This is a genomic window from Kribbella sp. NPDC048837 (genome assembly GCF_055586945.1).
This window is the reverse complement of sequence record NZ_JBVJHF010000001.1, coordinates 1,601,141-1,613,989: the sequence shown is the minus strand read 5'-3', so window position 1 is coordinate 1,613,989 and position 12,849 is coordinate 1,601,141. Positions and strand designations below refer to the sequence as shown.

Sequence of the window (12,849 nt, the reverse complement as noted above, 5' to 3'; positions counted from 1 at the left end):
CGGATTAGAGAATGCTTATCGCCACTGCGGCTCATCGACGATAAGCAAGAGCTAATCGCCCACCTCTCGATTGATATTGGACGCCGATCGCAGTCGCTCCTAGGGTCGATATGCGTCCCTCCACCGCGAGCCACCGTCTTCGTGACGAGGCCGTTGACCCCCTCTCAAAAACAACTCATGGGCTCGGCTGAGCCGGAGCCGCGTTGGGGCTAAGGACCCCGGCGGCGAGGGTTGAAAACACCACGGACGATCGGAGAACAGTGATGGAATACCGCCAGCTCGGCAGATCGGGACTCCGGGTCTCGACACTCACGCTGGGGACGATGACCTTCGGCCAGACCCAGGGTCATGCAATCGGTGCCGTGGACGAGGCCGGCGCGCGCCGCCAGGTCGACATCGCACTCGATGCCGGCGTCAACCTGATCGACACCGCCAACCTGTACAGCGCGGGAGCCTCCGAAACGCTGGTCGGCAAGGCCATCAAGGGTCGCCGCGACCAGGTACTGCTATCGACCAAGGTACGGTTTCCGATGTCGAAGGGCGTCAACGACGCCGGCCTGTCCCGGCACCACATCCTGGAACAGGTCGAGGCCAGTCTGACCCGGCTCAGCACCGATCACATCGACATCTACCACGTCCACGAATGGGACGGGCAGACACCGATGGAGGAGTACCTCGAGACCCTGGACACGCTGGTCAAGTCAGGCAAGGTCCGCTACCTCGGTGTCTCGAACTTCGCCGGCTGGCAGCTGATGAAGGCGCTCTCGGTCTCCGACACGCACCACTGGCAGCGGTTCGTAGCCAACCAGGCCTACTACTCACTCGAAGCCCGCGACGCCGAGTACGAACTGATTCCGCTCTCGATCGACCAAGGGCTTGGCATCATGGCCTGGGCGCCACTGGCCGGCGGACTGCTGACCGGCAAATACCGGCGCGACCAGCAACCAGCCGAAGGACGACGGCTCGCGAACTGGAACGAGCCACCGGTCCGCAGACCGGAGAAGCTCTGGGACACCATCGACCTGCTGATCAAAATCGCCGACGGACACCAAGCGTCGCCGGCGCAAGTGGCACTGGCCTACCTGCTCAACAAGACCGGCGTCACCACGCTGGTGATCGGCGCCCGCCGCGAAGAGCAACTCATCGACAACCTCGCCTCGGTCGATATCAAGCTGAGCGCCGACGAAGTGGATGCCCTGGACGAGATCAGCGCACCGGACCTGATCTATCCACACTGGCACCAGGCCAAGGCGGTCGGCGACCGCTGGAGCCCAGCCGACCTTGCACTTCACGCACCGAAACGTCCGACCCGCTGATCCTCAACCCTGGCAGTTGCGGTTGCCCGACCTGCTTCCCATAACGATCAGCCGCAGACTTGATCAGCCTGGCCGGGATTCTGTAATCACGCACACCTCATCCCTTTGGCATCGACCGCGGCGGCCCGGCCGCCGTTCTCAACAACCGCAGGGGTCATCGATTGGAGCACCGGTATGACTGCCGACATGGCCGGTCAACGCGGCTTGATCATTCCTGGGGCCCTCACGCACGCCACGATCTTCGGCAAGATCACTGCCGGGGTCCGGAGCGTGTGATGGCGACCGCCGCTAACCCAGCGACGCCAGCATCGCGACACCGCGTCCGTGTCTGGTTCGGCGACCACCCCATCGCCGACTACCGCGCCGAACCAGGTTTGGCCCAGCGCTACGCGGCCGCCATGGCCCGCCGATTTCCCAGCCTGCGCATCACCAACGAACCAATCGCCGAGCCAACCGAACCACAGCCGTCCTGACCTGGACCAGGTCGTCGAGTAGCCGGTATGCAAGGACCCGCGGGCCGTGATCGTCGCTGAAGGTCGGAGTGCTCATGGGCGCACTCCGAGCTCTCGATCGGTGGATACGCCTAGTACCGCGCGTAGGCCCTCGCGATAAGAGCGGCCTGGGCCGCACAGCTCCGCGTTCCTCGCGGTGCAGGTTGTTGGGGTTGGGCATGCGTTGCGATGCGCGGTCAGTAGTTCTCGGCGATGAGTACGTCGCGGGCGATGGCGGCGGCGAGGTACTGGCGGAGCTCGATGGGGTTACCGTGGATGGCGAGGTGCTCGAGGCCGGGTAGCACGACGGCGGCACCATCCGTCACGGCGGCGTTGACCAGAGCGCCCAAAGCTGCTGGCGCCGATTCGATCTTCTCTTCGAACACCTTAGCAAGGCAGTATCCGTGGCGCTCGGCGGTGGTCTGCATCCGTGCGCGGATGTCGGCCTTCTCTCGCGCATCCATGAAGAGATGCTCGCGGTAGTAGCCGTACAGGAGGCGATCCGCCTGTGTCGGGTTGTTGCTGGCGGCCACGGTTGGTTCCCCGTTCGTCTGTTGCTCCGGGGCGTCGTCGTACCCGGAAGTGGTACGGCGGACGAGCGCTGGACAGGTCCGAACGCTCGCCCACCGGCTTGTAGGAACAGGCCTCGCCTGCCGATCAGGCGTCCTGTCTCGATGCGGGCTCACTGACTGGATCGAGCGTGACCGGCAAGCCGAAGAATCGCCGGCCGATGGCCTGCGCCAACGCTGTACCGGCTTCGCGTTCCGTCGTGACGTCGACAATGGATAGTTGGGCGAACCACACCCGCACGCGAACCGACGGCGTCGTAGCTGCCTTGTCCATCGCTCGAACCCTTCATCAGAGCAGCCCGACGCGTTCGTCGAGCGTGCTCCAAGACTCGTCGCGAAAGCCCGGACAGCAGAACCCTATCTACGGACATTTACGGACATTTCGTGTTACCGTCGGAACAGACATTTACCGACATCTAGCCGAGATAAGGGCGATCCTAGTGAACGAGGTGCTTCGGCGCGCGCTGTACGACGCAGGCCTCACAGAGCTGGACCTATCGGTGGAGCTGTCCGTCGATCCCAAGACCGTGCGGAACTGGATGCGCGGTCAGGTGCCGCACCCGCGCACGCGTGTCTCGCTCAGCCGGCTGCTGTGTGTCGACGAGGATCTGGCTTGGCCTGAACTCAGGGCCGCAGCCGGGGCAGACCGCAGGCCCGCCGAACTCGCAGGTGTCTACACGCGCCGTACGGCGATCAGGCAGAAGGACTGGTTGTCGCTGTTCGAAGGTGCTCGGTCCGAAATCGACATCCTCACCTATAGCGCGCTGTTTCTGACGGAGGATCCGCGCATCCTCGAGCTGCTTGAGGGCAAGGGCAGCAATGTCCGAATCAAGGTGGCGTTGGCAGCCCCGTACAGTCCCAAGGTCCAACGGTGGGGAGTGGAGGAGGTGGCGGGGGAGGCCCTTGTGGAGCGGATCCGACTCTCGTTGATGCTTCTGCAGACGCTTCTGTCGCACGAAAGGGTGGAGCTGAGATTGCACGACGCCGTCCTCTACAACTCGATGTACCGCTCCGACGACCAACTGCTGGTCAACCAGCATGCGCAAGGCATCCCTGCCGCCGAATCACCCGTCTTCCACTACCGCCGGTCCGAGGGCAGCGACTTGTTCGACGGTTATCTGGACAGCTTCGAGGCGATCTGGTCGAAGGCTGAGGAGACGGCACGGCATGCCTAATGTCTCGCCGGCGACATCTCTCATGTCTGTGAGATGTCCGACGATGTAGTGACGCCGTCGGTCGGGCCCGACGTACCGTCGATGACGTGACTGATGTCGAGGAAGCAAAGTCGGTGGCTGAGCGGCTGCTCCGGGACGAGTTGCCGCGGCGGTGGGCACACACGCAAGGCGTCGCCGCTCGTGCTCGGAGTCTGGCGCCGATGCTTGGGCCGCAGGCGCAATTGGTCGAGGCGGCAGCATGGCTGCATGACATCGGATACTCGCCGCTCATCCGATCGACAGGGTTTCATCCGCTGGATGGTGCCCGATACCTCAGAGATTTGCCGGAGGCTGGGGACACGCTATGTCGGCTGGTCGCCCATCATTCCGGGGCGTTTGTCGAGGCCGACGAGCGCGGGATACCAGACTTGGTTAAGGAGTTCGCGATGCCTGACAGGGAGCTTCTCGACGCGTTGACGTACTGCGATGTGACGACGGCTCCGGACGGGTGTCCGGTCGGTGTCGAGGAGCGTCTGAGTGAGATCTTGATGAGGTACTCGAGCGAGCACGTGGTTCACCGATCGGTCGTTCGATCGGCGCCGTCGCTCAGAAAGGCTGCACTGAACGTCCAGCGTCGGCTCAGGGGCTAGTCGAAGTACGGGGTCGCGCTCGGCTCGAGGTAGTGGGCGATCCGGCGTTGCATCGATTGATCCATCTGCAAGCTGCTCAGGTCCGCCTGCGGGACCCAGTGCACCTGGGTGCTCTCTCCGCTGGTGGTAGGTCGCCCACCGGTGGCCCGGCCGCGAAGGAGGATCGAGAACTCTTGCCTGGCTTCGCCATTGCTGGTGTAGAGGATGATGTGCTTCGGGTCGGTGTAGATACCGATCACGTCCAGGATCTCGCAATCGATACCGGTCTCCTCCTTCGTCTCGCGTACGCCGGCTTGCGACATCGACTCGCCCAGGTCGATGGCGCCTCCAGGCAATGCCCAGTTCCCGTTGTCGGAGCGCTCGATCAGGAGGATCTCGCCGGCGTCGTTCTCGATGATGACGTTGACGGAAGGGACCATGCTGTTTGGTGCCGGCGCGGTCGGATCGTCGTAGTAGTCGATTCTTCCGGGCATCAGTCCTCCTTCATCGGTATCGCGTCGTTCCAGACTCGCTCGAAGCTCTCCAGGTAGTGAGCGGCCAGCTCACCACCGGGAATCCTGCGCAGGTGCCACAACGGCGCTTGTGCGGCCGGCAGGCCGTACACGTGAGTGTTCACGAACAGAAGATCGTCGGCGCGGTAGATCGAGTTGTACAGGACCGTGCGATGCATCCTGACCTCGACGTTCTGCAGGTCGGGAAGGTTGCCGAAGAGGGTAATCGCGTTGCGGACCTTGGCAGCCACGGCATCGCCGATGCCCTCTTCCTTGCCGCGCTCGGCGACGTGCGAGTCGTCCGGATCCCCGAGGAGGATCCGGACTCGCGCACCGGCCTTCGCCTGCTTCCGCAGAATCCGCTGGAGGGCGGCGTCTTCAGCCATGAAGAGACCGGCATAGACGAGCACACCGATCTCCTCGCTGCCCGATGCGAACAGTCGGCGCCACTCTTCCATCGGTACGTCGGAGCGTCGGGGATAGACCTTGACGATCTCGCTCTCGGAAACCTGGCCAGCTCGATCACGAGTCAGCGCGTCGGGCCATAGGTAGGATTCGTCACGGCCCAGCCGGATCGCCAACTTGTGACGGTTCCGCGGGAACGGAAGATAGTCGCCGACGACCCACCGCTCGATCGTCTTGACATTGACACCGAGCTCGTCGGCGAGGGCATGATGGGTCAGCCCCTGCTCCACCATCGCCGCTCGCAGTCGTTCGTTAGGCACGAGACCTAACCTAAGACATTTTGGGGCATTTTGAGGTGAGGCAAGACATCCCGGAGATGTCTTCCCATGCCGTGACGCTGTCGCAGGCGTAAGAGACATCCTGCTGTCAGGACCCCGAGAGGGCCAGGAGAGGCGGGACTGAGGGTGGTTGAGCGCGAGCGGCAGCCGAACGAGTTGCTTCGCAGCGCACGCGGTGCCTTGTCGCAGGCGACGCTAGCGGACCTGGTCAGCGCTGAGATCTATCGCGCTACTGGCAAGGTCTCTGCGATCACCTCTAAGTCCATCTCGGATTGGGAGCGTGGTTGGTACTCGTGGCCATCGGCCGATGTGCGGCACGCACTGTGTCGAGTGCTGAAGGTCGCGAGCCCAGCCAATCTCGGCTTCTACAAGCGACGAACCATCCGTCCCGCCCCGGCCTCGGGGGCACTCTCGCTTCTGGACCTCATGAGTGACCAGCGACCGCTAGGTGAGTTCGGCACCTTGAGTCTGCCCGCGGGACGCTCGTACGCCGGTGCTGAGATCGCTGCGCACTACTGCGAAGTGGACGAGGTCGGCCGGGATTGGGTGATGGTTGACGCGGGCAAGGATCTGGCCGGGATGTTGAACCGGCCCGATCGTCGGTCGATGGTTGTCGCGAGTGATCGCGACCGGCAGCTCTACATCTCGGACGGTCGACGGTTTGTTGATCGCGGAGGACGCCGTACTGGTCCACAACCTGTCTCGTCGGCGACGGTGATCGACGATCTGACTGTAGGCATCATCTGGGCCACAACCAATGCCGACACCGCGTTGCTGGCTGACGATGCTTCGCTCGCCAAGACTCAGTTGCGGCTGGCTCACTACGAGGAGCGGGCGACGTCGGACGTGACTCTGGGCGAGGTGCCAATGCTCAATGCGGTCTCGAGCCAGTGGCTCGGCTCGCGCTTCTGTTCACGACACATCTCCCGCAACCTCGATCGCCTCTGGGGCAAACCGTTCTTCTGGACGCGGGAGCAGCGCGGTGAGGAGGCCGCGTCATGGCTTCTCTGGTCGCACAAGTTCGACTACCTCCGGCGTACGTCGAGATGGTTCAAGGGCATGCGTCGCGGGTTCTGTGTCCCCGAATCGGAGGTGGAAGCATCACCGCGATATGAGCGAGTGATGCTGTTGCTCGCTATGGCCTTGATGGAGGCGTTCGGAATCACGGTGGAGCTGAGCCCTGAGCCTGAGCATGCCGAGGTGGAGGGGTTTGTCCTTGCGAACGAGGCGATCGTTGCCAACTGGCTCGGCGGTTCCGGGCTTTGGTATGTCGATGCGAGTGCGCCACCGTCTCGCAGATTGGAGTACCGGGATATCGAGGGCCTGCTCGCGGAGGAGTCGCTGATCGCTCAGCCGACGTCCGCGCGGCGGCTCGGTGCGATGGCCAGCTACCTGAACGTGCCTTGGCAGTGGTTCTACAGGCGGTGTGAGGAGCTTGCAGCAGGCGGCATCGACGATATCGCCCAACCACGGAGCCGCCTCCTGTCCACTCGCGGACTGAACACCGCGGTTCGCTACGTTGCCTACCTCGACAACCTGTAGGGAGCTGATCTTGCGCGCCGCTGAACTAACCATGGGCCGAACCTTTGCCGTCCACTTCGACCATGGCGACGACTTCTACACTGCGTTGGCCGAGTTCTGCGCCGAGTACGACGTACGCCAGGGGTTCATCCCGATGTTCGTCGCCGGCATGCGAGACGTCCAACTCGTCGGCACCTGCGAGAAGCTCGAGAACCCCGACGCCCCGGTCTGGAGCGCAGTCCACCTCGAGAACGTGGAGGCCCTCGGCGGCGGCACCCTCGCGTACGACGAGGAGTCGGGCGCCGTTCTGCCTCACATCCATGTCTCGGTCGGTCTCAAAACCCACTCAGCAACTGCCTACACGAGCCACCTCTTAGGCGCGAAGGTCCAGTTCCTCACCGAGATGTACTTGGTCGAAGTGGCGGCGCCCGCATTCTCACGTCCGCGCCAGCCAGACTTGTACGGCGTTCCGCTGCTCACGTTTGGCCAACCTCCGAGCTAGTCGGCCAGGAGTCCTGGAAGTTCAATGCCAGGTTCCGGGCAAGCGGTGCAGAGGCGACTGTCGAGGGCATGAGAATGATTCGAAGTTGCCGGAGGCACCGTGAACCGGCGACAGCCTGACCCGAGATCTGTTCCTACCATCGCGGAGCGGCGCCGCTTGCTCGAGGTGAATCGAGCTGCGGCGAGATTCTTCCGTCGAGAGTTGCTCCAGGCAAAGAAGAGCTGGGCGCGCGAATACCTGGGCCGCGAAGGTGCCGGCGAACTGCTGGACCCCAGCTCAGGATGGTCTGTCGGATACGCGCCGGACGCGCGCTCGCGGCTTGCAGATCATCTCAGGGCGCGAGGCTTCGACCTCGAAAGTATGCGGAACGCCGGTTTGGGACTCTTGAACCCGGAGCGGCGAACCGTCGATCGCTTTCGTGATCAACTGATCTTCCCGGCACGGAACGATCAGTTGGAGACAGTCGGGTTCATCGGAGTCCGCGCGGCACCCTCGCGGCACTACGCGACCTCGCCCGCCACGCAGGTGCATCGTCGCTCAGGTTGCATTGTGGGTGTCGCCGAGCAGTTGGACCTCCTCTCGGAGGGCGCAATGCCGGTCTTGGTGAACGACCCGCTGGACGCAGTTGTGATCGAGCGGATCAGCCGGCTCACAGTGGGTAGATGGGCTGGGATCCCCTTGTACGATTCTCTGCTGTCGGACGAGCAGGCACGGATCCTCGGCCGCTACGCCGCCACCGACTCGGCGATCGTCGTACTCACAGACGACGAGGCCGGGCAGCGAGCAGCCGTCGGATTCCTCGACGACCTGTCGCGCTACTTCACCCGCGTGTCGGCTGTCGAGCTGCCGATCTCGCCTGGCGCCCTATCCAGGTCCAAGGATGGTCGGCAGCGCTTGCACGATGCTCTCCTACTCACACGACCCTTGGCCGACTACCGCCGCCCTCAAAGACGAAAGGCCCAGCGCAGCTCGAGGGCGATCGCTGAGCTGGAGTTGCCCGATCATGGTCCTGCGCTGTGAACGCCGGCAGCCTCTACGGCACAACGGCGTCACGATCTTGCTGTTGGCCGGCCCCGCGCTCGGTTTCGGCGTGCTCCCCACGGGGTGTCGATCCGCTGACAACCCGCGCAGCGATTCCCGCCGACGGTCTGGCCAATCTGGTAGTCGCTGCGGATAGGAGCATGTCGTGGGGCCGGGCGGGGAGCAGACGCGGCTGGCCCGCACGAGTTCGTCGAAGACGTTCAGCTCGCTGAGCACTGCCCGCTGGAGGCGGTCGAGATCGGGCGTGGCGTCTGCACGCCCAGGGGCGGTCGAAGCTCTGTGGGCATCGGTGAGACTGCAGTTGCGCGTCCCTGGCCAATTTGGCACGCCGCGTGGTGCGTCTGAAGGTTGCTTAGCCCAGCGCGGCGGCGGAGTCGGCGTCTGGTATCAGCAGGTGAGGTGTGCCGGATCCATTGGCCGGCACCGACCAGACATCGGGGTCACCGCTGCTGTCTCGCACCGTGTAGGCGAGCGTTGTGTTGTCGAGCCAGGCCGCCTGGTCGTCGATGCTGCGGCGCTCGGCCAGCGGTGTTACCCGCATGGAGGCAAGGTCGAGCAGAGATAGCTGCCAGCCGCGGGTGGGGTCGCCGCCGATGGCTTGCTTGAATGCGATGCGGGTGCCGTCGGGTGACAACGACGGGCACTCGACGTTCTCCTTGAGCGTTCGGACGGTTCTGGCGGCGAAGTCGCCCCCTACGAGGTACCGGCGGCCGGCCGTCGACATGGTTGCGTAGAACCGGTTGTCGTCGGCGGTGAAAGTGACACCCCAGAAGTTGGCGTCGGCCGCCTGGTAGGGCCGACCTTGCAGTGTCACGGTGAACTTTTCAAGGGTGCTGGCGAGTGCGCCGGTGTGGGTGTCGAGGATGCCGGTGCGGGTGGAGAATCCGCCGTGGTTGTAGGAGTCGCCGCCGACGAAGCTGGTCCAGGCGACCATGCGGCCGCTGGCTGAGACGCGGGCCCGGTTGGGCAGGCCGGGGACCGGGATCGCGCGCTTCTCGTGGAGTTCCTGGTCGAGGACGACCAGGTGGTAGGACCATGCGGAGTCTGGACGGATGCAGACACCGGTGCCTGAGGCGGCGTAGACACGGACGCACTCCAGCGGGGCGACCGTCCGCGGGCCGCTCGGGTCGTCGCGGGTGACGGTTGCGAGATGGCGGTTGCTGACCACCAGCAGTCGTGGCCCGGGAACGAGAGTCGCGCGGTCGGCGGTGTCCGGATCCGTGGCGTCGGCGGTGGCGGCGGCGCGGTCGGCGGCCAACTTGATGTAGCCGATGGCAACGACCGCGAGCACGAGCATGGCGGCCACGGCGATGGCGATCCGGGACGTCCGGGTGAGGGCGCTCAACTGGCTGCCTCCTGGGTGAGGGCACTAGGGCGGTGGGCAAGCAGCGCCGCGGTCGAGATGATCGCTAGTACGACGCCCCCGGCGGCTACTCGGCTGGCGATGACCGGACCCCATGCCTGCCATGCCATCCCGAACAGGATTGAGGAGACGAGGTAGGCCAACGCCTGGGCGGTCTGGATGACAGCGATGCCGGTAGTGCGCAGTTGCTCTGGTAGCAGTGGGCCTGCCAGCGCCATGAGTACTCCATCGGTGGCGGCGTAGAAGGCGCCGTACAGGCCGACCGTCAGGGCGATCAGCGGCCATCCGCCGAGTGGCCCGAACAGCAACAGGTACACCGCGATCAGCCCGATGTATCCGGCGAGCATCACCGGCAGCCTCCCGACGCGGTCCGCGAGTGCGCCTAATGGAGCGGCGAGCAGTAGGTAACTGAGACTGGTGCCGACCGCGAGCAGCGGAAACGAGCCAGCGCTCAGCTCTACACGGCGCTGCAGCAGCAGGTAAACGAAGCCATCTCCAACGGTGGCCAGCCCGAGCAAACAGGCGGCGAGGGCGAGGTGGCGAACCGGCGCGGCCCGAAGCAGCGACACGGCGCCGCGAGGCGACACGGGTTCCGCAGCAGGCTGCCGGGCGTGGCGGTCGCGGACGAAGAGGATGAGCAGCAAGACACCGAGGACGGCGATGCAGAAGCTGGTGACGAAGACTGCGTCGAAGGACTGGCCGGCGGCCGTGAGCACCGCGAGGGCCACCAGGGGACCAAGGAAGGCGCCGAAGCTGTCCATCGCTCGGTGTACGCCGAAGGCCCGACCAACGCTTCCGGTGGCGTCGACAGGGTAATCATCGCGTCTCGCGGCGCCGTACGCAGCCCCTTGCCGGTCCGATCCATCGCGATCACCAACCCGACTGCGGCCGCCGACCGGCCTGCCGCGAGCAGACCGAGCTTGGCCACGGCCGAGAGCGCATAGCCGACACCGGCCACCCCCTTCCGGCCGCGCACCCGATCGGCGACATACCCACCGACGATTCTGAGCAACGCGGTGGCGGCGGTATACGTCCCATCGATCACGCCGTACGCCGTCGGACTCAACTGAAGGCCGAGGACCAGGTAGAGAGGAAGGACCGCAGTCACCATCTCCGCGGAGATGTCGGTGACCAGGCTTACTGCTCCGAGAGCAAAGACGTTGGCGCTGACCGCGCGCAGTCGGCGTCCGGCGGGCTCGCCTGTGCGGTCGACGGCTTTCGGCCGGCCGATCGTGGACAAATACATGCGGTTGCGCACCTCCTGCGGCTAACGCCGGACGAGTGGTACGGCGACCACGAACACAAGCGTTCACGTGTGGCGGCAGTCCATGACGACGACAAATCCTCCGGGCCCTGCGCAGCAAGGACTGAGCACTGCAGTCGGCGGGTAGACATGCGTTCGATGAACGGCCGATGGCCTACTCAGGGTTCGTCAGGACAAGGTGTGCCGGCTCGAACAGATCTCACTCACAGCACTCACAACGTTCACCCAATCGCGGTGCCGGTAGCTCCGAACGAGTCCCTATTTTCGTGTCGTCCCCAAGCCCTCGCCTCGTAAGGAGTACCTGATGGGCATCCGCCTCCGGACACCAGCGATAGCAGGAGGAGCGGTCGCACTGACGACCGCGGCCATCGCAATCTTGCTGACCAACGTCCCCACGGCCAGCGCAGCTACGACCACGTTCACCGCGGTCGCCGACACCTACGTACAAGACAGCACTCCGTCCACCAACTACGGCACCTTGGCGCAGTTCGTGGCCGACAACTCGCCGGTCCGCCAGTCGTTCCTGAGGTTCACGGTCAGCGGCCTCTCCTCGCCAGTGACCAGCGCCAAGCTGCGGATCCATACGATCAGCGGCAACGGCGGCAGCAACAACGGCGGCACGGTCAAGTCGATGACCAACACCATGTGGTCGGAGACCGGCACGACCTGGAACAACAAGCCGGCCCTCGACGGCGCCACGCTCGGCAGCATCGGCTCCATAACCAAGAGCACGTGGTACGAGATCGACGTGACATCGGCCGTGACCGGCAACGGCACCTTCAGCTTCGGCGCCACGTCGCCCAGCAGCGACGGCGCCTACTACGACTCCCGGGAGAGCGGCGCGAATGCGCCTCAGCTCCTGATCAACACCTCCACTGCAACGACACCCCCCACGACCACGCCTCCGCCCTCGGGCGATCCTGTATTCGTGGGAGCGGGTGACATCGCGAACTCCGGCTCCGGCGACGCCGCCACCGCGGCGCTGCTCGACAACATCCCGGGCACCGTGTTCACGGCGGGCGACAACGCCTACGACAGCGGCACGCTGTCGGAGTACAACACCTACTACGAGCCGACCTGGGGCCGGCACAAAGCGCGGACCAAGCCGGCACCAGGTAACCACGAATACAACACGTCCGGGGCCACCGGCTACTACAGCTACTTCGGCGCGGCCGCGGGCCCGTCCGGCCGAGGCTACTACTCCTACGAGCTCGGCAACTGGCACGTCGTCTCGCTGAACTCCGAAGTCAGCATGTCCGTCGGCTCGGCGCAGGAGCAGTGGCTGCGAGCTGATCTCGCGGCAAGCACCAAGCCGTGCACCGTTGCCTACTGGCACAAGCCTCTCTTTACCTCAGGCGCCAACCACGCGCCGACGACCGCGACCAGGCCGCTCTACCAGGCGCTGTACGACTTCAACGCCGAAGTCGTCGTGACCGGTCACAACCACCAGTACGAGCGGTTCGCACCGCAGAACCCGACCGGCGGACTCGACAACGTACGCGGTATCCGGGAGTTCGTTGCCGGCATGGGCGGCGCCGGCCACTACAGCTTCGGCACCATCCAGCCCAACAGTCAGGCACGCAACAGCGACACGAACGGCGTGCTCAAGCTGACCCTGCACGCCAACAGCTACGACTGGCAGTTCGTCCCCGAGGCCGGCAAGACCTACACCGACAGCGGCACAACCACCTGCCACTGAGCAACGCCTCGCACCAACGAGAGCCCTGTCTGCATCAAACCCGGA

The 12,849-nt window shown here is 64.8% G+C and carries 13 protein-coding genes and 1 pseudogene; 7 read left to right on the top strand and 7 right to left on the bottom strand.

Annotation, left to right across the window (positions count from 1 at the left end; all coding sequences use genetic code 11):
• Window positions 1-263: 263 nt before the first annotated feature.
• Window positions 264-1,316 carry an aldo/keto reductase gene (locus tag ACZ6O0_RS07425; RefSeq protein WP_465763958.1) on the top strand — a complete coding sequence of 351 codons (1,053 nt, stop codon included), beginning with the start codon at window positions 264-266 and terminating at the stop codon, window positions 1,314-1,316.
• Between the two features lie 688 nt (window positions 1,317-2,004).
• Here ACZ6O0_RS07425 and ACZ6O0_RS07420 read toward each other — a convergent pair.
• Both ACZ6O0_RS07420 and ACZ6O0_RS07415 read right to left on the bottom strand, forming a co-directional pair.
• The gene (locus tag ACZ6O0_RS07420; RefSeq protein ID WP_465763957.1) at window positions 2,005-2,340 is read right to left on the bottom strand and encodes a hypothetical protein; all 336 of its coding nucleotides are present in this window, start codon (window positions 2,338-2,340) and stop codon (window positions 2,005-2,007) included.
• A gap of 124 nt (window positions 2,341-2,464) precedes the next feature.
• Window positions 2,465-2,650: a hypothetical protein gene (locus ACZ6O0_RS07415; protein ID WP_465763956.1), complete on the bottom strand. Its 186-nt coding sequence runs from the start codon at window positions 2,648-2,650 to the stop codon at window positions 2,465-2,467.
• Between the two features lie 166 nt (window positions 2,651-2,816).
• On the opposite strand from ACZ6O0_RS07415, the gene ACZ6O0_RS07410 reads away from it, so the two are divergent.
• Window positions 2,817-3,551 carry a helix-turn-helix domain-containing protein gene (locus ACZ6O0_RS07410; protein WP_465763955.1) on the top strand — a complete coding sequence of 245 codons (735 nt, stop codon included), beginning with the start codon at window positions 2,817-2,819 and terminating at the stop codon, window positions 3,549-3,551.
• Between the two features lie 86 nt (window positions 3,552-3,637).
• Window positions 3,638-4,180, top strand: coding sequence for an HD domain-containing protein (locus tag ACZ6O0_RS07405; RefSeq protein ID WP_465763954.1), 543 nt, complete (start codon window positions 3,638-3,640; stop codon window positions 4,178-4,180).
• Here the strand turns inward: ACZ6O0_RS07405 and ACZ6O0_RS07400 are convergent.
• Together ACZ6O0_RS07400 and ACZ6O0_RS07395 are read right to left on the bottom strand one after the other, a co-directional pair.
• Window positions 4,177-4,653: an NUDIX hydrolase gene (locus ACZ6O0_RS07400; RefSeq protein WP_465763953.1), complete on the bottom strand. Its 477-nt coding sequence runs from the start codon at window positions 4,651-4,653 to the stop codon at window positions 4,177-4,179. The two genes, ACZ6O0_RS07405 and ACZ6O0_RS07400, sit on opposite strands and share 4 nt — an antisense overlap.
• Window positions 4,653-5,396 carry a helix-turn-helix domain-containing protein gene (locus ACZ6O0_RS07395; RefSeq protein WP_465763952.1) on the bottom strand — a complete coding sequence of 248 codons (744 nt, stop codon included), beginning with the start codon at window positions 5,394-5,396 and terminating at the stop codon, window positions 4,653-4,655. The genes ACZ6O0_RS07400 and ACZ6O0_RS07395 overlap by 1 nt, the downstream gene beginning before the upstream one ends.
• Window positions 5,397-5,540: 144 nt before the next feature.
• Between ACZ6O0_RS07395 and ACZ6O0_RS07390 the strand changes: the two genes are divergently transcribed.
• The 3 genes from ACZ6O0_RS07390 to ACZ6O0_RS07380 all read left to right on the top strand — a co-directional run bounded on the left by ACZ6O0_RS07390 (window position 5,541) and on the right by ACZ6O0_RS07380 (window position 8,457).
• The gene (locus ACZ6O0_RS07390) at window positions 5,541-6,956 is read left to right on the top strand and encodes a hypothetical protein (RefSeq protein ID WP_465763951.1); all 1,416 of its coding nucleotides are present in this window, start codon (window positions 5,541-5,543) and stop codon (window positions 6,954-6,956) included.
• Window positions 6,957-6,966: 10 nt separating this feature from the next.
• Complete coding sequence (locus tag ACZ6O0_RS07385; protein ID WP_465763950.1) at window positions 6,967-7,437, top strand: PPC domain-containing DNA-binding protein; 471 nt, start codon at window positions 6,967-6,969, stop codon at window positions 7,435-7,437.
• Between the two features lie 165 nt (window positions 7,438-7,602).
• Window positions 7,603-8,457, top strand: a complete 855-nt coding sequence (locus ACZ6O0_RS07380; protein WP_465764081.1) for a hypothetical protein — start codon at window positions 7,603-7,605, stop codon at window positions 8,455-8,457.
• Window positions 8,458-8,830: 373 nt separating this feature from the next.
• Here ACZ6O0_RS07380 and ACZ6O0_RS07375 read toward each other — a convergent pair whose 3' ends face one another.
• From ACZ6O0_RS07375 to ACZ6O0_RS07365, 3 genes and pseudogenes are all read right to left on the bottom strand, one after another.
• Entirely contained in the window at window positions 8,831-9,823 is a 993-nt protein-coding gene (locus ACZ6O0_RS07375) for a TolB family protein (protein WP_465763949.1), read from the bottom strand.
• The gene (locus ACZ6O0_RS07370; protein WP_465763948.1) at window positions 9,820-10,602 is read right to left on the bottom strand and encodes an MFS transporter; all 783 of its coding nucleotides are present in this window, start codon (window positions 10,600-10,602) and stop codon (window positions 9,820-9,822) included. Before ACZ6O0_RS07370 ends, ACZ6O0_RS07375 begins: the two co-directional genes overlap by 4 nt.
• A gap of 92 nt (window positions 10,603-10,694) precedes the next feature.
• A pseudogene (locus ACZ6O0_RS07365) lies at window positions 10,695-10,952 on the bottom strand (MFS transporter); the annotation flags it as partial.
• A 457-nt stretch (window positions 10,953-11,409) separates the two neighbouring features.
• On the opposite strand from ACZ6O0_RS07365, the gene ACZ6O0_RS07360 reads away from it, so the two are divergent.
• Window positions 11,410-12,804 (top strand): CBM96 family carbohydrate-binding protein, encoded by a 1,395-nt coding sequence (locus ACZ6O0_RS07360; protein ID WP_465763947.1) that lies wholly within the window; start codon window positions 11,410-11,412, stop codon window positions 12,802-12,804.
• The last annotated feature ends 45 nt before the right edge of the window (window positions 12,805-12,849 follow it).

What these genes read in the sequence shown, in the direction of transcription:
- ACZ6O0_RS07425 (WP_465763958.1), top strand. Translation starts at nt 264, where the DNA reads ATGGAATACCGCCAGCTCGGCAGATCGGGACTCCGGGTCTCGACACTC.
- ACZ6O0_RS07415 (WP_465763956.1), bottom strand. Translation starts at nt 2,650, where the DNA reads ATGGACAAGGCAGCTACGACGCCGTCGGTTCGCGTGCGGGTGTGGTTC.
- ACZ6O0_RS07400 (WP_465763953.1), bottom strand. Translation starts at nt 4,653, where the DNA reads ATGCCCGGAAGAATCGACTACTACGACGATCCGACCGCGCCGGCACCA.
- ACZ6O0_RS07370 (WP_465763948.1), bottom strand. Translation starts at nt 10,602, where the DNA reads ATGGACAGCTTCGGCGCCTTCCTTGGTCCCCTGGTGGCCCTCGCGGTG.
- ACZ6O0_RS07360 (WP_465763947.1), top strand. Translation starts at nt 11,410, where the DNA reads ATGGGCATCCGCCTCCGGACACCAGCGATAGCAGGAGGAGCGGTCGCA.